General features: G+C 63.3%; 20 protein-coding genes, 2 tRNA genes, 1 other RNA gene and 1 riboswitch. Of the genes, 6 read left to right on the plus strand and 17 right to left on the minus strand.

The window, feature by feature from the left end:
- Positions 1-189 precede the first annotated feature (189 nt).
- The 5 genes from LG373_RS06980 to LG373_RS07000 all read left to right on the plus strand — a co-directional run bounded on the left by LG373_RS06980 (position 190) and on the right by LG373_RS07000 (position 4,825).
- On the plus strand, positions 190-1,605 hold the full coding sequence (locus LG373_RS06980) for a CCA tRNA nucleotidyltransferase (RefSeq protein WP_225749385.1): 1,416 nt from the start codon (positions 190-192) through the stop codon (positions 1,603-1,605).
- Positions 1,606-1,742: 137 nt separating this feature from the next.
- Positions 1,743-1,816 (plus strand) — tRNA-Gln (locus LG373_RS06985).
- A 31-nt stretch (positions 1,817-1,847) separates the two neighbouring features.
- Positions 1,848-1,924, plus strand: a tRNA-Glu gene (locus LG373_RS06990).
- Positions 1,925-2,067: 143 nt separating this feature from the next.
- Entirely contained in the window at positions 2,068-3,117 is a 1,050-nt protein-coding gene (locus tag LG373_RS06995; RefSeq protein ID WP_216529424.1) for an MBL fold metallo-hydrolase, read from the plus strand.
- Between the two features lie 64 nt (positions 3,118-3,181).
- Positions 3,182-4,825: an amidohydrolase gene (locus tag LG373_RS07000; RefSeq protein ID WP_225749386.1), complete on the plus strand. Its 1,644-nt coding sequence runs from the start codon at positions 3,182-3,184 to the stop codon at positions 4,823-4,825.
- Positions 4,826-4,925: 100 nt separating this feature from the next.
- On the opposite strand, the gene thiD is transcribed toward LG373_RS07000, so the two are convergent.
- The 5 genes from thiD to LG373_RS07025 all read right to left on the minus strand — a co-directional run bounded on the left by thiD (position 4,926) and on the right by LG373_RS07025 (position 9,456).
- Complete coding sequence (thiD, locus tag LG373_RS07005) at positions 4,926-5,708, minus strand: bifunctional hydroxymethylpyrimidine kinase/phosphomethylpyrimidine kinase (RefSeq protein ID WP_225749387.1); 783 nt, start codon at positions 5,706-5,708, stop codon at positions 4,926-4,928.
- Between the two features lie 22 nt (positions 5,709-5,730).
- Positions 5,731-6,381 carry a thiamine phosphate synthase gene (gene thiE / locus LG373_RS07010; protein WP_225749388.1) on the minus strand — a complete coding sequence of 217 codons (651 nt, stop codon included), beginning with the start codon at positions 6,379-6,381 and terminating at the stop codon, positions 5,731-5,733.
- A 72-nt stretch (positions 6,382-6,453) separates the two neighbouring features.
- The gene (gene thiM, locus LG373_RS07015; RefSeq protein WP_225749389.1) at positions 6,454-7,290 is read right to left on the minus strand and encodes a hydroxyethylthiazole kinase; all 837 of its coding nucleotides are present in this window, start codon (positions 7,288-7,290) and stop codon (positions 6,454-6,456) included.
- Positions 7,290-8,618: a phosphomethylpyrimidine synthase ThiC gene (gene thiC / locus LG373_RS07020; RefSeq protein ID WP_216529429.1), complete on the minus strand. Its 1,329-nt coding sequence runs from the start codon at positions 8,616-8,618 to the stop codon at positions 7,290-7,292. The genes thiM and thiC overlap by 1 nt, the downstream gene beginning before the upstream one ends.
- A riboswitch (TPP riboswitch) is annotated at positions 8,580-8,706 on the minus strand. (Overlaps the previous gene by 39 nt.)
- 105 nt (positions 8,707-8,811) lie before the next feature.
- The gene (locus LG373_RS07025) at positions 8,812-9,456 is read right to left on the minus strand and encodes a thiamine diphosphokinase (RefSeq protein ID WP_225749390.1); all 645 of its coding nucleotides are present in this window, start codon (positions 9,454-9,456) and stop codon (positions 8,812-8,814) included.
- A 215-nt stretch (positions 9,457-9,671) separates the two neighbouring features.
- Between LG373_RS07025 and rnpB the strand changes: the two genes are divergently transcribed.
- Positions 9,672-10,033: RNase P RNA component class A (gene rnpB, locus LG373_RS07030), an RNA gene on the plus strand.
- Positions 10,034-10,333: 300 nt separating this feature from the next.
- Here the strand turns inward: rnpB and LG373_RS07035 are convergent.
- The 12 genes from LG373_RS07035 to ftsZ form a co-directional block, all read right to left on the minus strand.
- Positions 10,334-11,266, minus strand: coding sequence for an ABC transporter ATP-binding protein (locus LG373_RS07035; protein WP_225749391.1), 933 nt, complete (start codon positions 11,264-11,266; stop codon positions 10,334-10,336).
- Complete coding sequence (locus tag LG373_RS07040; protein WP_225749392.1) at positions 11,259-12,266, minus strand: iron ABC transporter permease; 1,008 nt, start codon at positions 12,264-12,266, stop codon at positions 11,259-11,261. The genes LG373_RS07035 and LG373_RS07040 overlap by 8 nt, the downstream gene beginning before the upstream one ends.
- Positions 12,267-12,281: 15 nt before the next feature.
- Positions 12,282-13,283, minus strand: coding sequence for an ABC transporter substrate-binding protein (locus LG373_RS07045; RefSeq protein WP_225749393.1), 1,002 nt, complete (start codon positions 13,281-13,283; stop codon positions 12,282-12,284).
- Between the two features lie 56 nt (positions 13,284-13,339).
- Complete coding sequence (gene nirJ2 / locus LG373_RS07050) at positions 13,340-14,353, minus strand: putative heme d1 biosynthesis radical SAM protein NirJ2 (protein WP_225749394.1); 1,014 nt, start codon at positions 14,351-14,353, stop codon at positions 13,340-13,342.
- Between the two features lie 150 nt (positions 14,354-14,503).
- Positions 14,504-15,268 (minus strand): MerR family transcriptional regulator, encoded by a 765-nt coding sequence (locus LG373_RS07055; RefSeq protein ID WP_114567216.1) that lies wholly within the window; start codon positions 15,266-15,268, stop codon positions 14,504-14,506.
- Positions 15,269-15,597: 329 nt separating this feature from the next.
- Positions 15,598-16,410: a DivIVA domain-containing protein gene (locus LG373_RS07060; protein ID WP_225749395.1), complete on the minus strand. Its 813-nt coding sequence runs from the start codon at positions 16,408-16,410 to the stop codon at positions 15,598-15,600.
- Between the two features lie 53 nt (positions 16,411-16,463).
- Positions 16,464-16,724: a YggT family protein gene (locus tag LG373_RS07065; protein WP_114567214.1), complete on the minus strand. Its 261-nt coding sequence runs from the start codon at positions 16,722-16,724 to the stop codon at positions 16,464-16,466.
- Positions 16,718-17,569: a pyrroline-5-carboxylate reductase gene (gene proC, locus LG373_RS07070; RefSeq protein WP_114567213.1), complete on the minus strand. Its 852-nt coding sequence runs from the start codon at positions 17,567-17,569 to the stop codon at positions 16,718-16,720. The genes LG373_RS07065 and proC overlap by 7 nt, the downstream gene beginning before the upstream one ends.
- Positions 17,569-18,516, minus strand: a complete 948-nt coding sequence (gene sepF / locus LG373_RS07075) for a cell division protein SepF (RefSeq protein WP_114567212.1) — start codon at positions 18,514-18,516, stop codon at positions 17,569-17,571. The genes proC and sepF overlap by 1 nt, the downstream gene beginning before the upstream one ends.
- Before the next feature lie 73 nt (positions 18,517-18,589).
- Positions 18,590-19,291 carry a YggS family pyridoxal phosphate-dependent enzyme gene (locus LG373_RS07080; RefSeq protein ID WP_114567211.1) on the minus strand — a complete coding sequence of 234 codons (702 nt, stop codon included), beginning with the start codon at positions 19,289-19,291 and terminating at the stop codon, positions 18,590-18,592.
- Between the two features lie 2 nt (positions 19,292-19,293).
- On the minus strand, positions 19,294-20,142 hold the full coding sequence (locus LG373_RS07085) for a polyphenol oxidase family protein (protein ID WP_114567210.1): 849 nt from the start codon (positions 20,140-20,142) through the stop codon (positions 19,294-19,296).
- A gap of 13 nt (positions 20,143-20,155) precedes the next feature.
- Positions 20,156-21,280 carry a cell division protein FtsZ gene (gene ftsZ, locus LG373_RS07090; protein ID WP_114567209.1) on the minus strand — a complete coding sequence of 375 codons (1,125 nt, stop codon included), beginning with the start codon at positions 21,278-21,280 and terminating at the stop codon, positions 20,156-20,158.
- Between the last annotated feature and the right edge of the window lie 136 nt (positions 21,281-21,416).

The following is a 21,416-nucleotide window of genomic DNA, read 5'->3' on the forward strand; positions in this document are numbered from 1 at the left end:
ATACCCTCCGCCGGGGCGGCCTCGCGGCTTTCGGCGGAGCCGGCGCGCGCCGCAAGGTTCCCCTAGCCCGTTCGGGATGGCAGCGTTCCGAACATCGGAGCAAAAGCCAAGCCACGCCGCCCGCACAACAGCAATCGCATATATTAGTATAGACGCGACAGGAACCACGTTGCCCAGACAGGAAACGCCATGCTGAACCGCGAACCGCAGAATCCCCCGCTTGCGCGCCGATCGGCTGCAAACGAACTTCGCATTCCCGTGCCCGCTTACGCTGAAAAAGCGCTCGACGCGCTTGAGCGCGCGGGCTACGAATCATGGATCGTCGGCGGGTACGTACGAGACGCCCTCTTGGGACGGCCCTGCGCCGACGTGGACATCGCAACGGCCGCCGGATGGCGCGACACGCAACGCGTCTTCGAGGAGCTGGGACACCGCACGCATGAAACGGGCGTCGCCCACGGAACGCTCACGGTGATCGCGGACGATCGCCCTCTCGAAATAACAACGTACCGCTCCGACGGCGCTTACAGCGACGCGCGCCACCCGAACCGCGTGACGTTCGTTCGATCCATAGAGGAGGACCTTGCTCGGCGGGATTTCACTATGAACGCCCTTGCCTACCACCCCGTGCGCGGGCTGCTGGATCCCTACGGCGGAGCGGACGACCTTGCATCCTCCACGATACGCGCGGTCGGCGACCCCCAGCGTCGCTTCGCGGAAGACGCGCTGCGCATCCTGCGCGCTTGCCGCTTCGCCTCGCAATTGGGATTCGGCATAGATCCGGACACCTTTCACGGAATGCTCAGCAACAAAGGACTGCTCTGCCGCATATCGGCCGAGCGCGTCACCCACGAGATCGATCGTCTGCTTCTTGGGGAGCATGCGGGACGCGCCCTCGTGGAAACGGCCGACGTTCTGGCGGCCGTGCTGCCCGAGCTTGTGGCGATGAAAGGATTCGACCAGCATACCCCCTACCATATATACGATGTTCTCGAGCATACGGCGCACGTGGTGCAAAACGTGCCCGCATACCCTCTTGCACGATGGGCCGCCCTGTTTCACGACATGGGGAAACCGGCGCTGTTCTTCACCGATGCTGACGGCGTCGGCCATTTCTACGGCCATGCCGCGGTCAGCGTCGTGCTGGCGCGGGGCATCATGGGCAGGCTCGCGCTGCCCTCGGCGTTCTCGACGCGCGTTTTGAAGCTCGTCGAGCGTCACGACGACGTCATCGAGCCCACGCCCAAGGCCGTGAAGCGCGCGCTCGCGCGGCTCGACGGGGACACGGAGCTGTTCCATGCGCTCTGCGACCTCAAGCGCGGCGATGCGCTCGGGCAAGCCCCCCGCTGCGCGCAGCGCGTTGGCACGGTCGACCAGCTTGAAGCCGTCCTTGCCAACGTCCTGGCGGCCGACGAGGCGTTCTCGCTCAAGAAGCTTGCGATAAACGGGCACGACGTGCTCGCCCTTGGCGTACCGCGAGGCCCACTGGTCGGGCAAGTCCTGGCGGCAGCCCTCGACGCCGTGATCGACGAACGCCTGGACAACGACCGCCCGTCGCTTGAAGCCTTCGTCGCAAACTGGCTCGAGCGGCAGAACGAGGCATGACGCGCCACATGCCATGCCTTGAAACTTTTCTCAAAAAAGTTGAAATAAAGGCTTGACGCAGCGCGCTCGACCCCGTAATATACTTTCTCGCGCTCGCACCTCTCTCCAAAAGAAAGAGATGCGCATCGGTAACCCGATGGGGTGTCGTCTAATGGCAGGACAGCGGTTTCTGGTACCGTATGTGAGGGTTCGACTCCTTCCACCCCAGCCATTTTTACGGTATACTGCACAGCGCACCATGTGGCTCCGTCGTCTAGCGGTTTAGGACGCCGCCCTCTCAAGGCGGAGGTCGCCGGTTCGAATCCGGTCGGAGCTACCAAGAAATTGCAGGTCGGAACCTCTCGGTTCCGACCTTTTTCTTTTCTTGGGATAGTACCGTTAGCCGGCAGAAAAGAAACCGGGCTGTTTCCTCATGGTGATCGGTGGCGTACAATAGCCGCGAACCAAGAGAAAAGGACCGCTATGCAAACTGAAGACCCCGACACGAAAAACAGCAGCACCCCCGTTGAAACCGATCCCGCGTTCGGCGAGCCGGTTCTCATCTGCCCCGGGCTCTACCGCGTGCGCGTGCCGCTTCCCCACAACCCGTTGCAAGCGCTCAACTCCTACATCATCTTGGGCGAGGAAACCACCACCATCATCGACGTGGGGTTCAACCACCCCGCATGCGAAGAGGCACTCGACGACGCCTTGAACCAGCTCGATCGGTCATGGGACAGCGTCGAAATCGTCCTCACCCATTCGCACCCCGACCATACGGGCAATCTCGACCGCATCTACCGCGACGGCATGCGCGTGTACGCCAACCTCCACTCGTTCAAGGAAGTGGAGAATCTCATGGAGATGCAGGGCAACGTGTTCGGCCCCTTGCTGCGCAAAGCGGCAACCCCGCAGCAAAGCGGCTTGACGTTCAGGAAGGGAAAGCACCGCCTGCACGTATCTGCGGAACTGCTCCCCCTGACGTGCAAGCCCGACCTCATCTACCTGCACGAAGGAGACGAGCTGCACGCTGGCGACTTCACGTTCCAGATCATCGAGACGCCCGGGCACGATCCGTGGCATATCTGCCTGTATGAGCCCGACCGCAACCTCATGATCATCGGCGACCACGTGTTGGAGCGCATCACGCCTTCCGTATCATCGTGGTTCCCGGCCTACAACGCCTTGGAAGAGTTTCTGGAAAGCCTGGGCAAAATGTACTCCTACGACGTCGACCTGGTTCTTCCCGCCCATGGCGCACCGTACGGAAATCTGCGCGATCGCGTAATGTACCTCATCTCGCATCACGAAGAACGACTGCAAGAGCTGTACGACCTGGTGGCAGCCGGCCACACCGACATCGTATCGATTTCCTCGCATGCGAAATGGCGTTACGACAACTGGCGCGAATGGCCGCTCGATCAGAAGTTCTTCTCGATGGGAGAAACCATGGCGCACCTGGTGTACCTGGTGTGCGAGGGCAAGATCAAGCAAACCATCTGCGGCGACGAATACCGCTTCGAACTCCCTTAGAGTCGAGCGGCATCGCAGAAACAGCCGCGGCCCACGAAAGCCGCCGTTCGAAAGGAGCGCGATCGTGCGCATCGATTTGGTAATCGAAAGCGAAAACGTGTTCACCGGAACCAGCGATGCCGCCAAACCTGGGGCTATCGCCATCGCCCAAGATCGCATCGTGGCCGTAGGGTCGCATGACGAGGTGCGCGCCTTCGTTCGAAAGGAGAACGAAGGCGGCGAGCTCCCGCCGGTTCGAGCCATGGGAGACGCCCTTATCGTTCCCGGCTTTCACGACTCCCATCTGCACTTCTTTCACTCTGCCATCTACGCCTCGCCGCTGGCTACCACGTTTTTGGGAAAGAACGAGGCCGATTGCGTGCAGCGCATGGTCGAGTTCTCGAAGAGCCGCCCCAAGGGATGGCTCCTTGCGCAGGGATGGCGCGAGTACCGATGGGATCCGCCCGTTCTGCCCTCGAAAGCGTCGCTTGACGAAGCGTTCCCCTCCCGCCCGGTCGCCCTCTATTCGGGAGACGCCCATACGCTGTGGCTGAACTCCGCCGCACTCGCAGAGCTGGGCCTCGACCACACGAGCGTGCCGCCGGCGGGAGGATCGTACGACCGCGACGACGAAGGCGAGCTGACGGGCATCGTGCGCGAAGCGGCGGCCATGGAGCTCATGCCCAAGATCATGGGGTCGTTCACCGACGAGGAGGTGGCCGACGCCTACCGCGGGTTCTTCGCCCGCTTGGCGGAAAACGGCGTGACCAGCGTATGCGACATGTCCCTCATGGCAAGCCCCGGCCTCGACTTCATTCGCGACGACGTGCACGCCTCTCTCCTGGAACGCGGCGAGCTTACGGCGCGCGTGCATCTGTTCCCCACGCTGCTCGAAGACATGAGCCGCTTCGAGACGATGCGCGCAACGTACACGGGGCCGATGCTGCAAGCCCCCGGGTTCAAGCAGTTCTTCGATGGTGTTTCCAGCCAGCATACTGCTTGGGTGACCGAGCCGTACACGAACGCCCAGTTCGAGGGCGACTGCGGACGGCCCACGGTGGAGCCGGACCTCATGCGCTCCTACATCATGGCTGCGGCGAGCAAGGGCTACCCCGTGCGCATCCACGCGATCGGCGATGCCGCCATTCACGCGGCTCTCGACTTCTTCGAAGAGGCGCGCGCGACGTACGGCCCGCTTCCGGATGGGCGGCGCAACTGCTTGGAGCATCTGGAGAACTTCCTGCCGGGCGACATCGAGCGCCTGGCCGACCTGCAAGTGGTGGGCGCCGTGCAGCCTCCCCACATCACGCTTGATCCCGGCGGCCCCGAACGCGATTTAGGACAAGAACGCGTACCGCTCATGTGGCCGTTTCGCACGATGCTGGACGAGGGAGCAACCTTAGCGTTCGGAACGGACTCCCCCGTGGTTGACGTCAACTCCATGAACGTCCTTTACACCGCCGTGACCAGGCAAGACCCGGAAACGCATGCACCTTGCGGCGGCTGGCTTCCCGCCGAGCGCATCAGCATGGCCGAAGCCTTGCGCGCCTACGCGCAGGGCAGCGCGGCGGCGGCAGGACGAGAACGCGAGCTGGGCACGATCGAACCAGGCATGCTCGCCGATGTAACCGTGCTCGATCGCAACGTACTGACCTGCGAAGAAGACGACATCCAGAAAACGCGCGTACTGGCCACCTTCGTCGGCGGTCGCTGCGTGTACGAACGCTAACACACGACTGCGGGGGCGCCGCCCGTACACGGCAGCGCCCCCGCAGTCGAACCGCCGGCCGTTCGGGAATCAACGGCTGTTCGGAAAACGAACGACAGGATCAGTACTCCCACATGTGATTGAGCGGGCCGCTGCCCTTCCCCAGGTTCAAGCCCGCCCCCAAGGCTCCGCGCACGTAGTCCTTCGCGGAGCGCACAGCCTGCTCGATGGTCAGACCGCGCGCCAGCCCGCACGCAATCGCGGACGAGAGCGTGCATCCCGTACCGTGCGTGTTTCGGGTATCCACGCGCGGCGCACGCAGCCAAGTCAACGACCCGTCAGGCAAAGCCAGCACGTCGTCGGCCGAATCGCTTCGATGGCCGCCCTTCACCAGCACCGCCGCAGCGCTCTGCTCGGCGAGCAAGCGAGCCGCGCGCTCCATGTCGGACTCCCCTTCCACGGCGAAACCGCAAAGCGCCGCAGCTTCGGGCATGTTGGGCGTGATCACGTCGGCCAAAGGGAAAAGAAGCTCGGCCAAAGCCGCCGCGGCGTCGTCGTCGATCAGGCGCGCGCCGCTGGTGGCCACCATGACGGGATCCACAACAACGTTGCGCGCTTCATGGCGCGCCAGGACGCGCGCAATGGCTTCGATGATGGCAGCCGAAGACACCATGCCGATTTTAACGGCATCCGGGCGGATGTCCTCGAACACGGCGTCGATCTGGGCTGTAACGAAATCAGGCTCGACGCCCGCCACACCGGTGACGCCCAAGGTGTTCTGCGCCGTGAGCGCCGTGATGGCGGTTTCGGCGAACAGGCCGTGAGCGGCGATGGTCTTGATATCGGCCTGGATGCCCGCGCCGCCGCTGGAGTCCGACCCGGCTATGCTCAATACCGCCTTCATGATGAATCCCTCTCCTTCTAACCTACGCGCCAAGCGCTTCTCGAACCTTTGCGCGCAGGGTGCGCGCAGCGACCTCGATGTCGCCCGCCGAGAAAAGAGCCGACACGACAGCCGCCCCGTCCGCCCCCGTCCCCGCCAGTTCGGAAACGGTCCGCTCGTTCAACCCGCCGATGGCGACCACCGGAATGTCCACGGCCTGGCAGATGGCGGCAAGGCCGTCTACGCCCGTGATGATTGCATCCTCTTTGGTAGGCGTCCCGAACACCGCTCCCACGCCCAGGTAGTCCGCGCCCGCAGCCTGCGCTTCCAACGCCTGCTCGACCGTATGCACGGACACGCCCACGATGGCATCGGGGCCCAGCTTCGCACGCGCATCGGATACGGCGGCGTCGCCCTGCCCTACGTGCACGCCGTCGGCCTCCACGATGCGCGCCACCTCCACGTCGTCGTTGATGACGAACGGCACGCCGGCTTTGCGACATGCAGGTGCAAGCGTGCGAGCGCGCAGCACCATCGCTATCTGGGGCATCTCCTTTTCGCGCAGCTGCACGAACGTCGCGCCGCCGGCGATGGCCTGCTCGACGCAATCCGAAAGCGCGCGCTCCCCCAGCCATGCGTCATCGGTAACCGCGTACAGGGCCAATGCCTGGCGCAGCTTCTCACGTGGATACATCGGTGCTCCTTTCTTTTCTCAAGCTTGCGCGCAGTGCACCGAAGCAGACGATCGCACTGCGCGCGAGCGCCGCTAGGACAGCTTGGCCACCTTGGCGCCTGCCTCCAGCGCGTCTCCATCCAAATTGAACAGCGCATCAAGCAGGTACGTGCGGAACGACCCGTTGCCGTCGAAGCCGCCCATGCGTCCCTGAGCTATCTGGCCCGCCAGGCCCATCGAGGAAACGGCGGCCACCGTCGCATCCAAGATATCGTCCGGATTCGCCGTTGCGAACGCCGCGCACACGCACGAAAGCATGCAGCCCGCCCCCGTAACGCGGCCCATAAGCGAACTGCCGTTGCGGATCGCGTAGGCGCGCTCGCTGTCGGCCACCACGTCGATGGCGCCGGTGATCGCCGCCACGCAACCGCTCTTCACAGCGAATTCCCGCGCGAACGCAGCAGCTGCGTCCAGGTTGTCGTCGGTCACGACGTCGTCGGAGCACACGTCCACCCCACGCGTGGCAGCCGAGCCGCCGGCGAGCGCCTTCACTTCGGACATGTTGCCGCGAATCACCGACACGGCCAGCTTGTCCAGCAAATCCCCCGCCGTCTTCGTACGCAAGGCCGACGCTCCCGCCCCCACCGGATCGAGCACGATGGGATGGCCCAGCTGGCTCGCGCGCTCTCCCGCCGCGAACATGCCGGCGATGCTTCGCTCGTTCAACGTCCCGATGTTCAGCACCAACCCGCCGCAAACGCCCGTGATGTCTTCGACATCGGCAGGCTCGTCGCTCATGATGGGGCTCGCGCCGATGGCCAGAAGCGCGTTCGCGCAATCGTTGACCGTCACGTAGTTCGTGATGCTGTGAACAAGCGGGGTTGTCTGCCGCACATTGTCGAGTGCGTTCTTCAAAGCGAAAGGCTGCATCACAGCTCCTTTCCCAGATCGATGGTTATGCCGTCCATGATGGTGTTCACCGTGCGCATAGCGCACATCTTACCGCACATCGTGCAGGTGCCGTCCGTCGAAGGCGGCGCGCTTTCGAAGTAACGGCGCGCCTTGACCGGATCCAAAGCCTGCTCGAACATGCCCTCCCAGTCCACGCGGCGACGCGCGTCGCTCATAAGGTTGTCGCGGTCGCGCGCGCCCGGCACGCCCTTGGCGATGTCGGCGGCATGGGCGGCTATCTTCGTGGCAACCAGCCCTTCGCGCACGTCGTTCACGTCGGGCAGGCGCAGATGCTCGGCGGGTGTCACGTAGCAGAGGAAATCGGCTCCCGAGCTGGCAGCGACCGCGCCGCCGATCGCTGCCGTGATATGGTCGTATCCTGGGGCGATATCCGTAACAAGGGGCCCCAGCACGTAAAAGGGCGCGTTATGGCACAGGCGCTTCTCCAGCTTCATGTTCGCGGCTATCTCGTCGAGCGCCATATGCCCGGGGCCCTCCACCATCACCTGCACGCCGGCGTCCCACGCGCGCTTCGTAAGCTTGCCGATCTCGATAAGCTCGGCGATCTGACCCGCATCGGTCGCATCGAACGTCGAGCCGGGACGCATGGCATCGCCGATGCTGATGGTTACGTCGTGCTCATGCAAAATGGCCAGCACGTCGTCGTAGAACTCGTAGAAGGGGTTCTCGTTGCCCGTAGCTTCCATCCAGGCGAAAATGAGCGACCCGCCGCGGCTCACGATGTTGGTAAGGCGCCCCGTTTCGCGAAACGACTCGATGGTGCGTCGGTTCATGCCGGCGTGGATGGTGACGAAGTCCACGCCGTCTTCCGCATGCGCGCGAACCACGCGCAGGAAGTCGTCCACCGTGATGTCTACGAGCGCTTTCTCCAGATAGCCGATGGCGTCGTACATGGGCACGGTGCCGATCATGGCCGACGACTTCTCGATGAGGCGCGTGCGGAACCCTTGCGTCTTGCCGCTGTTCGACAGATCCATGATGGCCTCGGCACCCAGCTCGAACGCCACTTCGACCTTTTTCCACTCTTCGGCTTCGTCGGCAAGGTCACCCGAAATGCCCAGGTTGACGTTGACTTTGGTGCGAAGCCCGCCGCCTACGCCTTCAGGCGAGAGGCTTGCGTGATGGATGTTCGCGGGAATGGCTATGCGGCCTGCAGCCACGCCCTCCCGGATGAATTCGGGGTCGAGCCCCTCTTTTTCGGCGACGATCGCCATTTCGCGCGTGACGGTTCCGGCACGTGCCGCATCGATCTGCGTCATGAAGCTCCCTTCGTTGGCATTACCCATGTCAGGTTCCTCGGGTCGAAGCGTGCGTCGGCGCTTCCTCTCAGCCTGCCCGGCCGCGATGCGGCTGCAAGCTCCCCGGTATGAAAAGGTACGCGATCAGTATAGCCGTCATCGCGAAAGAACAAGGTGGACCGGATGCGAACGACGGGTTTTTCACGGAAGCGGCCGCATGCGGCGCCGCGCGCGGCTGGCGCTAGCTGCGAACAGCCTCCGATAACGGGTAGAACACGTACAGCGTGCCCGATTCGACGGCCACGGTTGCCGGCTCGCCCGTCAGCTCGTTGGAAAGGCCGCGCGACGTGCGGTTCGAAAGCGGCTCGTCATCAAGGGAATAAGCCATGCCGCGCTCGATGACGCCCTCAGCCCGATCGTTGGCGGCGAACACCGACACCGTCCCGGATTCAAGGAGCGGCAACTCGAACACGTCCGGGCCGGTCAGCAGGCGCACCGCGTACGAATCGGCGATGGCCGTGATGTAGGCTCCCTGCTCCGAGAATCGCGCGAACAGCTGCAGGTTCGCAACGGTATGGTCGAGCCGCCCGCCCAAGCCGCCGTACACCAACAGCTCGTCATAGCGCCACGCCAGGGCTTTCTCGATGCCCAGCTCCATGTCGCTTTGATCCTTGTGCACGGGATAACGGGACACGCGCTTGCACTTCGGCACGTACCCGAGCGAATCGAAGTCGCCCACGGCCATGTCGGGAGCCACGCCGATGCCCTCCAGGTGAGCGAACCCGCCGTCGACGGCGATCACGTACTCGATCTCGCCCGATTCGCGCCGTGCGAGAAAATCGTCTTTGTTGAAATCGGTCGCTCCCACCAAAGCGCAAGCCGCCATATCGTCCGTCCTTTTCGCATCGCTGTCGTTCGACGTGTCAGCATAGCATAGCGCGCGAACGCAGAGTCCCGCAACGGATCCTTGGGCTCGCTCGCAAAACCCTCGCCTAACCGAGAAAGCGCAATGCAGCCTTCATCGCCTTGAAACATCGGTTTTTCGAGGGGCTTCGGGTTTCACGCAAGCACGCCGCTTTCGATTTGCTAGAATACCATTCGCGAGCGGGCCAGACGATCGCGCATCTTCGGGTGTGAGGAAAGTCCGGGCTCCACAGGGCAAGATGCCAGCTAACGGCTGGGCGGGGCGACCCGACGGACAGTGCCACAGAAAAGAAAACTCCCCCGCGAACACGCGCTTCGGCGCGCGGCAACGGGAGAAAAGCTGAAACGGTGCGGTAAGAGCGCACCAGCGCGTCGGCAACGGCGCGGCTTGGAAAACCCCATCTGGAGCAAGCGCAAATAGGAACGCGACACGGTTGCCCGCCGTACGTTCGGGTTGCGTGCTTGAGGCGTCTGGCGACAGGCGTTCGAGATAAATGGTCGTCCAACGACAGAACCCGGCTTATCGACCCGCTCGCACTTTTTTCCACCTCGCGGCACCTACCCCGCCGCCCACTGCCCCGCACCCCGCAGCCCTCACCCCCGAGCCCCGAGCCTGACCGCAGATTCGACTCCGCTGTCAAAACGGACGAGTTTTGCTGGTCCTCAAGCAAGGATAATACGAGGCAGCAAGCTTGTGACCTGGTACGATGAAAAACGCGTCAAGCAGAGCGATGCCGACAGGGCGGAAAATCGCCGCAAAACTCGTCCGTTTTGACAGCGGGCGGCACGAAAGGCTCCGGTACGGAAAAAGCGCGGCAGCGGACGGCACGAACGGCGCATCATGAGGGAAACAGCACGTACGCGCTGCCTTCCGCAGCTTGGTGCTTCCGTATCCGCACTCCGAAAGCATGCTCGATAGCCCCGGCTTCCAGCACCTCGTCCACCGTACCGGCCGCCGTTGCACGCCCGCGCTCCATGACCAGCAGCCGATCGGAGTAGCGCAAAGCCAAATCCAGATCATGGATGACCATGACCACGGTCTTTCCCTGCTCCCGGTTCAGACGCCGCACCAGCTCCATGAGCTCATGGCATGCGCGAATGTCCAGGTACGTGGTGGGCTCGTCGAGCACGACAGTGTCGGTATCCTGCGCCAGCGTCATGGCAACAAAGGCGCGCTGGCGCTCGCCGCCGGACAAGCGCCGCAGGTCATGACGGCGAAATCGCGCAATACCCGCAAGATCGAGCGCATGCTCGACCCGATCGCGGTCCTCGCGCGAAAGCCTGCCCTGATGCGCCTGGTACGGGTAGCGCCCGCATGCCACCAACTGCTCCACGGTCATCGCCGGAGGACGCCCCGCCTGAGCCAGCACGGCCACGCGCCGCGCACGCTCTTTGGGCTTGCATGCCAGGGTGAGCGCTCCGTCGATCAGCACCTCGCCCGCGCTCGGCCGCAAGATGCCGTCGATCAGCTTTACCATGGTCGACTTGCCGCACCCGTTCGGCCCCACCACGCTGGTCACCGCACCGTGAGGAAACGCAGCGCTCAACCCCTCGATGAACGGCTCCTTGCCATAAGAGAACGAAACGTCGACAAGCTCGGCAGCCGGAACACAGGGCCCCGCGACCTCTGCGGTCGAGGATCCGGGGGCCGAAAGGCTCGCCGCGAGTTCCGCACGAGCCGAGCAGGACGGCGTGCTGCTCGTGCGAGCAGGACTGTCTGAGCGCCGGGCCTCTCGGTCCCCGGCTCCGCAGGATGCAGGCGCATCAATCAAGGGAACCCCTCCTGTTCTTCAAAATGAGGTAGATGAAGAAGGGCCCGCCCAGAAACGCCATGAGGATGCCCACCGGCACCTCGTAGGGAGCGAACAGGACGCGCGCCAGCAGATCGCAGACGATCACGAACGCCGCTCCAGACACGGCCGACAGCGGCAGCACCCAATGGTTGTCGTGACCGACGAAGAATCGCACCAGATGAGGAATGATCAGCCCCACGAAACCCAGCAGGCCGGCGAAGCTGACCGCAGCGCCCGCCAGCACGGCCGCCAGACCCAGCATCGTCAAGCGGCAGACGCCCACGTTCATGCCCAACGCATGCGCGGTATCGTCGCCAAGCGCCATGATGTTGAGCTTGCCTGCCGCAAGCATAGCCACCGCAAGCCCGGCAAGAATATAGGCGGACGGCCACAGAAGGTCGCGCACGAGCACCCCGGAAAGCCCGCCCACCAAAAACGCCGACGAGCCGACGTACGCATCGGGGTTCACGATGAGCACCGTGTTCATGCCCGCGCCGAACACCGTGGTGATGGCGATACCCGCCAAAACCACGGTCAAGCGCGACGTGTTCGCACCCAGCGAAATACCGAAGATGATAAGCGCCGTGACAAGCGCTCCCAGAAACGCCGCCAACGGCGGGAGCCACAAAACGCTGGGAAACACACTGGCGGCGATCAGCACGAACAAGCCTGCGCCGGAGTTGATGCCGATGACGTTGGGGCTTGCCAGCGGATTGTCGAGCACCGCCTGGATGATGGCACCGGAAACCGCAAGCGCCGAACCGGCCAAAAGCGCGGCAAGCACGCGGGGCAAGCGCACGTTCACCAGGATGCTTTTCGCAGCCGCGCTCACGTCGCCGCCCGTTGCCCACGTAACAAGCTCTGCCAAGCTCACCGACGACGACCCCACCAAAAACGCCGCCGCCGTCACCGCCGCAAGGACGATGACGGAAGCGAGCGTCGCGAAGGGAGCGGCATGCCCCCGATCGAAGGGAGACACGTCAAGCACCCCGCCCTATGCGTACAGCGCGTCGAACAGCACCTGGTAGCTCTGATCCCATCGCTCGTTGGGCTTGTACTGGAACAGATGGGGATCAAGCGTGATATAGCGGCCGTTCTCGACGGCGGACAGCGTTGCCCATGCGGGATTCGCCGCCGTCTGGTCCTCGAGCGCCTTCATAGCCGCAGCGTTATCGTTTCCCATGGGAACCACGAAGATGAAGTCGGGGTTCATCTCGATAACCGATTCCAAGCTGAAATCCTTGAGCAGGCTGCGGTTCTCGTCGGCCAGGTTCTTGACGCCCAGATCGGCCAGCATGGCGCCGGTCATGGTCGAAGACGACTGCACGCGCGTCCCGCCCGAATACGTGGTGAGGACCAAGGCCGTAGAAGACTTGTCCGCAGGCACCTTCGCTTTGACGGCCTCCACCCTGTCAGCGGTTTCCTGGCCGTTCTTCTGATACAGATCGTCACGGCCCGTTATGTCGCAGCAGGTGCGCAGCATGCGCAGGTAGTCGTCGAACGTGGTCACCTGGAAGCATGCAACCGGGATCCCCGACGCCTCGATAGCCGCCTTGAGCTCGGCTTGGCTCGAATTGCCACCGCGGCCGCCGGTGCCGCTCGTCATGATGACGAAATCAGGTTCAAGTGCAATGATGGACTCGAGGTTGGGATTGGAGAAGTCTCCTACCTTCTGCACGTTCTCCGACGTCAAATCATAGTTCGAAAGCGTGAACGCGTCGTCGGAAGCGCCCACCAGGATACCGCCCGCCAGCTCCCAAACACTTGCGAAACTGCCCATGCAGGCCACCACGCGCTGCGGGTTGTCAACAGTCACCTCGGTGCCGGTATCGTCCACGAACGTAACGCTGCCCGCAGCGGTTACCGCAGGTTCCGGAGCGGTTTCGCCGGATTCGGCGGGAGCCGAACTTGCGCATCCGGCAAGCAGCATCGATGCAGCCAAAACCGCCGCAGCTGCGCACGCCATCGCGCGCTGAGAAAACGTGCCTTGGATCATAGAACAGTCCTTTCGTCGAATGACCTGGTCAAATACTTATACAAAACCAACAAGCTCTACGCCGGCTGGCACATTGGACCATCCAGCTGAAGCCCGTGCGCACAATAGTCGTCTTGCGCCAGAATGTCCCCGTCGTGATAGTACGCCGCACGCGCCCGGCATCCGCCGCAGCCCTGCGCGTAGTCGCAGGTGCCGCATGCACCGGAATAGGCCTGGGTCCGCAGCTGCTCGAACACGGGGCTCGTCCTCCAGATCTCGTCGAAGGGCGTCTGCCGCACATCGCCGGCCTCCTCGGTCATGTACGCGCAGGGTCGCACGATGCCCTCGCTGCCGATCACGCAGTAGGTCAGCCCCGCCAGGCATCCGCGCTCGAAGCGCGTGTCCACTCCAAGCTGCTTCGCCACGCGCGTGAACTGCGGCGCGCACGTAGGCTTCACGTCGATGGGAACTTCGGCGGCTTTCGTCATGATGTCTTTGAGCAGGCGCTCGTTCTCAAGCACGTGTAAGCTGGTCTCCTGAATGAACTTCCCGCGCCCGACGGGGATGAGGAAGAACACGTAATGGGCGATGGCGCCTGCCTGCACGGCGAAATCGGTGATGTCGCACACCTCGTCGCGGTTCCAGTCGACCACGGTCGTGTGCAGCTGAAACGGCAACCCTACGCTCTTGCATGCTTCGATGCCGCCCATCGTCAGATCGTAGGCATGCTCCAGCCCGCGAAACTTGTCATGCTTGGCAGCGTCCAAACTGTCCACGCTGATCCCCATGGCGCAAGCGCCCGCGTCTTTGAGGCGCTGGGCCACTTCGGGCGTGATAAGCGTGCCGTTCGAGCCGAACACGGGGCGCAAGCCAAGCGAAGCCGCATGCGACACCAGCTGATAGATATCCGGGCGCATGAGCGGCTCGCCGCCCGAGAAGATCATGATCTTGAATCCGGCGCGCGCGATCTGCTCGATCATGGCGAACGCTTCCTCGGTCGAAAGCTCCCGATCGGTTGCCTCCTCGGCATCCTGGTAACAGTGCACGCACTTGAGATTGCACTTGTTCGTCGTCATCCACGACACGATCATGGGCGGTTCCTTTCAAGTCCAGGGTATGCAAAGCCAGGGGCGGCGCACGCCGTCCTTCAGCTTGGAACACGGGTAAAATCCGCGACGTTCAGGAACGGGTCGGAGATGGAGGAGAGACGTCTCCGCTCCTGAACGTCGCGCTCGGCACGGCTACTCGACCGGCCCGGAATAGTTTTGATACGCGGCCACCACAGCCTCAAGGTGGTCGAACACGGCCTGGCGCAACTCGTCGAACGAGCCGTCTCCATGAGCATGCGGGGCCATGTTCTCCATAAGGATGAAGTTCGCTTCCGCATGGGCGGCGTCCTGCGAATCCTCGAGCTCCAGGTACCGCCGCGCAAGATCCTGGTTCCGCGGGCTGGTCAAGGACTCGCGCGCGGGCATCTGGCGAATGGTGTCGGCAATCAATTCGTGCCACTTCGACACGGACTCGCCGCGAGCGATCCGCTCCTCGGCTTCCTGCGGCGGCGCGTCGTCGCGGATGCAGGTGAGCCTCCAGAAAAAGCGGCTTTCGTCCTGACAGCGCTCGACTGCCTCGGCCATGCGCGCCCAGTCGACGTCTTGCGCGCTCTGCGCTTCATCATGCAGCGCACGAAGCGTGGTCATGCGCTTGAACAGGGAAAGGAACTGCTCTTCGATAGCATCCATCTGCGCATCCGCAAGATCCTGCACCGCGGCGGCCTGCTGGTAAAGAGCTGCGTCGGATTTGATCTGAGTGAGCGACAAGCCCAGGTACTTCAAGGTCAGAATACGATACAGGTCTTTCACGTTGGCGTCGGTGTACAGGCGCTGGTTTTGAGGCCCCTTCGCAGAAGGCGACAGCAAGCCTTGCTGATCGTAGTACTGGATGGTGCGCACCGTCACCCCGACGCGCCGCGCCAGCTCTCCTACAGTCAGGTAGTTCGGATCGGTCATGGATGCTCCTTTGCGGCAGCTCGCTAGGCTGCCACGTACTCGTCCTGGCAAACACGCCCCCGCGCGTTCACGTGTCCGAGCATAGGCGATGACGTAGCGTCATCGTCAACGGTTTTCAAAAGATGGCAACAAATACCGGGAAAATCCCTGGGAATAGACCGAAAACCAACGCAAACGGCACCAAGGAACGGCAAAAGCCCCCGCGCATCCGAATCCGTCGCGCAACCCCTGCTCATGCACGTACGCACGAACGGGGGTCAGCGGCAACGAAACGGAGCGCGGGGGCTTCGCAACGTCAAGCAGGTTCACCGGCTCGAGACCGGCAAGAACTAGTCCAGATCTTCGAACTCGAAAGCGTCGTCGGCGTCGCCGAAGCCCGAAAGGTCCTTCTCTGCGCCCGACGGCCTGGGAGTTGCCGGAGCAACCACCGCGCCCGTCGTCGGCTGAGGAGCGGTGTAGGCGCCCGCACCGTCGCGGTTGATGGGAGCCTGGGCCGGAGACGTCACGCGACCCGTAGACGCCGCTTCGGCAGGGGCGGACACGCGCGCATGGGCACTTGCGGGCAGCGCGATGCCGCCGGCAGGCAGCGAGCCGCCGATTTCGGCTAGCTTGCGCGTTGCGTCGCTGATGAAGTCCGTAAGCAGCTCCTGGTACTCCTCGCGAGAATCCTCGCGATCGTCCTCGAGCTTCTTGATGGCGTCGAGAACCTTCTGCTTCTCGTTCTCGGCTTTGTCGATGATGCGCTGCGCCTCTTCTTCGGCATCCTTGATGGTGGCCGCAGACTGGGCGTTCGCGTTGGCGATAATCTCGTCGGCAGAGCGCTGCGCGATGATGAGCGCCTGAGCGATGGCGTTGTCGTCGGCCTTCTTCGCCTCAAGCTGGCGCTCCAGGTCGGCGATGCGCTCGTCCTTTTCGGCAAGCAGGCTGTCGTCGACGACCGGCATCTCAACCGTGCGAGCCGGCGTGTCGAACCCGTCGAACTTGCGGTCATCCAGCTGGTTTTCAAGCTGAATGATCTGGGCGTTCATGCCATCGATCTCGTCGGCAACGTGCTCGAGGAACACGTCCACTTCATCGACGTCGTATCCCTTGCGGTCGATCGAGAAGCTCTGGTTGTGGATCTCAGCCGAGGTGATAGCCATCTGTTATTCCCTTCATCCAGTACGCACACTGCAAGCAGGCACGATTGTACGCGTTAGAACAAGCCAATCAGTAAACGTACTCCTAATTGTAATACAAGCAGGGCAATGATGGGAGTAACGTCCACTATACCTCCAAGCGGGGGAATCAGCTTCCTGAACAGGTTGAGGTACGGATCGCACAGCTTTGCGAGCACGTTGTTGATGTCGGCCAGGATACCGCGATCGGTAGGAAGCCAGGACATCATCACGTACACGAACAGCACCATGCTGTAAACGTCGGCGATGGAAATGATCAGGTACTTCAAACTCAACATGCAGAAAGCTCCTTCGATCGGCGGACGGCGGCGTCAACGCCGGCATCGAACACGTGCGAGAACCCGGCCTCGTCCATAGCGGCGAGCGCCGCCAACGTGGTGCCTCCGGGACTGCACACGGCAACGCGCGTGGTGGCGGGGTCCTGCCCCGTCTCCTTCATGAGCGAAGCCGTTCCGTACACGGTTTGCAGCGCAAGCGCTTCGGCAAGCTGAGGATCGAGCCCCTGCCTCGCGCCAGCGTCGCGCAGCGCTTCTATCATAGCGGCCACGTACGCCGGACCGGAGCCGCTCACGGCACCTGCGGCGTCCATGGCTTCCTCGTCGACGACGTACGCTTCGCCCAAGCAGGCGAACAGACCGTGCACCAGCTCCACATCGGCCGAAGACGCCTGCGAGCCCGCGGCAACCGTGGTCGCGCCGGCACCCACCAAAAGCGGCGTGTTCGGCATGACGCGCACCAGTCGCGCGCCCGCCGGCAGGGCGGCTTCCAAGCGCTCGGTCGAAAGCCCTGCGGCAATGGACACGAACAAAGGGCCCTCGACCCCGCCCGCAAACGAAGGCTGGCTGGCAATTCCCTCCAGCACATCCATCATAACCTGCGGCTTAACGGCCAAAAGCACAAGATCGACGTCACCCTCCACCGCGCTCGCATCCGCCACGCAGGCAACGCGATAGCGCTCGGACAAATAGTCGCGGCGCTCTTGGCCGGGATCGGCAACCACGAAAACGGATGCGTCGAACGCATCGGCGGGCGCAGAGGAACCGGCTATCCAGCCGCCCATGATGGCCTCGCCCATCTTTCCGCCGCCGATGACGGCGATGCGGGAAACGCTCGCGCGCGCCATTACAGCACGCCCTGATTGCGCAACGCGGCCTTCTCGGCTTCGCTGAGAGCGGCACCGCGCGTGATGACGAACACCTTGTCGGCAATGCAGTCGACGCTTGCGTCAAGCGCGCACGACACGCCGAACGCGAAATCGAGAATGCGCTTCGACAGATGATCGGGCGTGTTACGCAAAGCGATGACCACCGCGTCGCCTTCCTTGAGGGCCTTCGCGACGCGCTCCGCCTCACCGTAGCTGGCAGGCTTGAGCAACGTGATGGCGCGCGCAGGAGCAGCCGCGACAACAGGCGCGGGAGCGGTTACGCCAGCGCCGGGATTGGCGACAGCCGTCGCCACGGTGGCGTTCGACCTTGCGCCCGCGGCTGCGGGCGCGGCGTCCAAGACCGGATCGGGAGCCGTAGACGTGAACAGCGAGTTCAAGCTTTCGGAGCGCTCGCGGTTCTGAGCGGCTGCGGCGCGCGCGTTCGGCGTGTTGGCCGGAGCGGAAGTTGCCGCGTCGACCATCGTGCGATCGCTGCGGTACGAAGCCGCCGACGAAATCGAGCTCACGCGGCGCTGCGGCAGCGGATCCCGGTTGAGACTTTCGGGAACCTGGGTGTGCGCACGCACGTCGTCGATGGAGACGAGCTTCGGCGGGGTGAACCCTGCGCTGCGCGCCGACGCGCGACTCGACGAGCGCGCCGGACGCGTGGTAACCGGCGCGTACGGATCGTACTTGGATGCCGGCGCGTCACCGCCCAGGCTTGCATCCTCGCGATAATCGGGGCCGTACTCGCCGTAGTCCCCGGCGTAATCGCCGTCGAAGTCGTCTTGGAAGCTCCGATCATCGTAGCCGCGGTCGTAATAACCGTCGTCGTACTCTTGGTTCGCATCAGCAAAGCCGAGCTTCGATTTGATCCCGTCGAGCATCCCGCCGCCCCCGGACTTCTTCATCTTTGGCAACTCCATACCGTTCACCTGCTTCGTTTCATTTCCGACGGTCGCGCCGCCGCTGCAAACTGTTTCGGTTCGCGTCGCGCTCTCACGCGTGCGTTGCTTCGAATTCCTCGTCGAACAGGGCTCGACCGATGCGCACTATGGTAGCGCCTGCAAGAACGGCCTCGTGCCAATCCTCGCTCATACCCATAGAAAGTTCATCGAAAACCGCTGCTCGCTGCGCATCGAGAGTACCGCGCACCTCGTCGCGCAAACGCGCAAGATCCTCGAAGCACGCGCGCGCCGCGTCAAGATCTCCCTGCGGAGCCATCGTCATGAGCCCCCGCACGCGCACATGCGGGAAATCCGCGCACCGCGCGAGCATGGGGACAACCTCGTTGGGCGCAAGGCCGCTTTTGCTGGCCTCGCCCGACACGTTGACCTCCAAGAGCACGTCCTGCACCTTCCCCGCCTCGGCTGCGGCAGCGTCGAACTTAGCCAGATGCCGCTCTTGATGCAGCGAATGGACAAGCGATGCATGCGCCACGATGTCGCCGATCCTGCGCGACTGGATGTTCCCTATGAAATGCCAGGTAGCGTTCGGGAAAGCTTCGGCCTTCTCCATAAGCATGTCCGGCCGATTCTCGCCGAAATCGCAGGCCCCGGCCTTGAGCGCGGCAGCCACTTCGGCCACGCCCACCGTTTTGGAGACAGCCACCAAGCGAACCTCGCGAGGGTCGCGCCCGGCGTCCCGGCAGCTTGCCGCAAGATCGGCCAGCGTACGTTCGTAGCGTTCTTTGAAGCCCATGCCTACCTTGCCTTCCTATACGCGATCGCACCGTGCCGGCCGCACACGCCGCCTGACGCGCGATACGAGAAATACTCCTCATGCGAGCACTGGGTGCATACGCCCGCATCCACGATGCGATGCGGGGAAACGCCCACCTCTTCCAAGCCGACGGAAAGGGCCTTCACCAGGCTGACATGACCGTTGTCCGCGATGCAGCCGCTTCCGAATCGAGCAGCGAACCGATCGCGCACGTCCGTGCCGGTTTCAAAGCAGCATGTGCGAATATGAGGGCCTACGTACACGTTGTACTCGCTCGAAGCGCCTGCTCCCAAACGAGGGCGATCAAGCTGCGCCAGCGTTTCCGCAGCTTTCGCAGCCACGCCGTTCATCACGCCGCGCCACCCCGCATGCACCACGGCGAAACGCCCCGTAGGAGACACGATCACGACGGGCACGCAATCGGCGAAGCACAGCAGCGCCGCAACGCCGCGAGCCCCGACTACCAGCGCATCGGCTCCCTTTTGGGCCTGCGTGCAAGCCTCGTCGACAAGCGGTGCGGATGCATCCTCGATGCATACCAGCGTATCGCCGTGCACCTGGTTCGCCATGACGAGCCGGGCATCCGAAGCGCCAAGAGCTTCAAGCAGGATGCTGCGGTTCTCCTGCACGGAAGAAAGATCGTCCTCCACGTGGGAACCTAGATTCAGCGATGCGTACGGGCCCTTGCTCACGCCGCCCTCGCGGCCCGTGAAAGCAACGCGCACGCCGATGTTCTCATACAGCCTGTCGTCGGTAAGCGCAGGAAGACAACGCGCGCCGAAACGGCGCGCGTTCAAAAGCGGACTGGGCAGCTGCTCGGTCGCAACCATTCGGCGGCCGCTCTTAATGCTGGCGCTTCAGGAAGTCGGGAATGTAGTCCTCGTCGGCGAAACGACCGGATGCGTTCGTGCGCGAGGAGTACGACGACATCGGGACCGACTGGGGAGCAGGCTCCGGAGCGGACGTCGATGCGAACAGGTCCTTACGCGAGAAGTCCATGGCGGACTGCTGCGCAGAGCCCATCTTGAAACCCGTAGCGATAACGGTGATGCGCACCTGGTCCTGCATGGTCTCGTCGATGATCTGGCCGTAGATGATGTTGGCGTTCTCGTCCGCGCACGCCTCGACCGTACGAGCAGCCTCGTCAACCTCGGTCAGCGTAAGGTCGGGACCACCCGCGATAGAGAACAAAACGCGCGACGCGCCGGCGATGGATGCCTCGAGCAGATTCGAGTTCGTAGCCTGCTGAGCGGCGTCGAGAGCGCGGTTCTCGCCCGAAGACAGGCCGATGCCCATCATGGCCGTGCCCGCGTCCTTCATGACGGTGCGGATGTCCGCGAAGTCCAGGTTGATAAGGCCCGGAATGGTGATCAGGTCGGTTACGCCCTGGATGCCCTGGCGCAACGTATCGTCAGCGATGCGGAACGCATCGAGCATGCTGGTCTTCTTGTCGACGATCTCGAGAAGGCGATCGTTCGGGATCACGATGAGGGTGTCGACCTTCTGGGACAGCAGGTCGATGCCCTGCTCAGCCTGGTTGCGACGCGTGCGTCCCTCGAACGAGAACGGCTTGGTGACGATACCTACCGTCAGCGCGCCGATTTCCTCGCGTGCGATTTCAGCGATGATAGGCGCAGCGCCCGTACCCGTGCCGCCGCCTTCGCCAGCCGTAACGAACACCATGTCCGCCTCGGCGAGCGCTTCGCGGATCTCCGCACGGCTTTCCTCGGCCGCCTGGCACCCCACCTCGGGGTTCGCACCGGCGCCCAAACCGCGCGTCAGCTCTTCGCCGATGTGGATCGTCTTGTCGGCATCCGACATGAGCAGCGCCTGGCGATCGGTGTTGACGGCGATGAATTCGACGCCGCGCACGCCCGCTTCGACCATGCGGTTCACGGCATTCGTGCCGCCGCCGCCGACGCCGACGACCTTGATGACCGCCAAATGATCACCCAAATTGTTTGGCATTGTTTCCTCCACACCTGCTGCGTTTTCAAATGCTGCGATTCTGTTCCGTGGGAACCGTTCACGTGCGGTTATTGTACACGATGATCAACCATTTGCAAATTACGCTGCGGTAATGATAACCGCACGTCCACATATA

Origin of the sequence: Paraeggerthella sp. Marseille-Q4926, from assembly GCF_916618935.1 — a bacterium.
In the GTDB taxonomy this organism is placed as follows: Bacteria; Actinomycetota; Coriobacteriia; order Coriobacteriales; family Eggerthellaceae; genus Paraeggerthella; species Paraeggerthella hominis.

Excerpts from the sequence above, each read along its gene's own strand:
- LG373_RS06980 (WP_225749385.1), top strand. The coding sequence starts at position 190 with ATGCTGAACCGCGAACCGCAGAATCCCCCGCTTGCGCGCCGATCGGCT.
- LG373_RS06995 (WP_216529424.1), top strand. The coding sequence starts at position 2,068 with ATGCAAACTGAAGACCCCGACACGAAAAACAGCAGCACCCCCGTTGAA.
- thiD (WP_225749387.1), bottom strand. The coding sequence starts at position 5,708 with ATGAAGGCGGTATTGAGCATAGCCGGGTCGGACTCCAGCGGCGGCGCG.
- thiE (WP_225749388.1), bottom strand. The coding sequence starts at position 6,381 with ATGTATCCACGTGAGAAGCTGCGCCAGGCATTGGCCCTGTACGCGGTT.
- thiM (WP_225749389.1), bottom strand. The coding sequence starts at position 7,290 with ATGCAGCCTTTCGCTTTGAAGAACGCACTCGACAATGTGCGGCAGACA.
- thiC (WP_216529429.1), bottom strand. The coding sequence starts at position 8,618 with ATGGGTAATGCCAACGAAGGGAGCTTCATGACGCAGATCGATGCGGCA.
- LG373_RS07025 (WP_225749390.1), bottom strand. The coding sequence starts at position 9,456 with ATGGCGGCTTGCGCTTTGGTGGGAGCGACCGATTTCAACAAAGACGAT.
- LG373_RS07045 (WP_225749393.1), bottom strand. The coding sequence starts at position 13,283 with ATGATCCAAGGCACGTTTTCTCAGCGCGCGATGGCGTGCGCAGCTGCG.
- nirJ2 (WP_225749394.1), bottom strand. The coding sequence starts at position 14,353 with ATGATCGTGTCGTGGATGACGACGAACAAGTGCAATCTCAAGTGCGTG.
- LG373_RS07055 (WP_114567216.1), bottom strand. The coding sequence starts at position 15,268 with ATGACCGATCCGAACTACCTGACTGTAGGAGAGCTGGCGCGGCGCGTC.
- LG373_RS07060 (WP_225749395.1), bottom strand. The coding sequence starts at position 16,410 with ATGGCTATCACCTCGGCTGAGATCCACAACCAGAGCTTCTCGATCGAC.
- LG373_RS07065 (WP_114567214.1), bottom strand. The coding sequence starts at position 16,724 with ATGTTGAGTTTGAAGTACCTGATCATTTCCATCGCCGACGTTTACAGC.
- proC (WP_114567213.1), bottom strand. The coding sequence starts at position 17,569 with ATGGCGCGCGCGAGCGTTTCCCGCATCGCCGTCATCGGCGGCGGAAAG.
- sepF (WP_114567212.1), bottom strand. The coding sequence starts at position 18,516 with ATGGAGTTGCCAAAGATGAAGAAGTCCGGGGGCGGCGGGATGCTCGAC.
- LG373_RS07080 (WP_114567211.1), bottom strand. The coding sequence starts at position 19,291 with ATGGGCTTCAAAGAACGCTACGAACGTACGCTGGCCGATCTTGCGGCA.
- LG373_RS07085 (WP_114567210.1), bottom strand. The coding sequence starts at position 20,142 with ATGGTTGCGACCGAGCAGCTGCCCAGTCCGCTTTTGAACGCGCGCCGT.
- ftsZ (WP_114567209.1), bottom strand. The coding sequence starts at position 21,280 with ATGCCAAACAATTTGGGTGATCATTTGGCGGTCATCAAGGTCGTCGGC.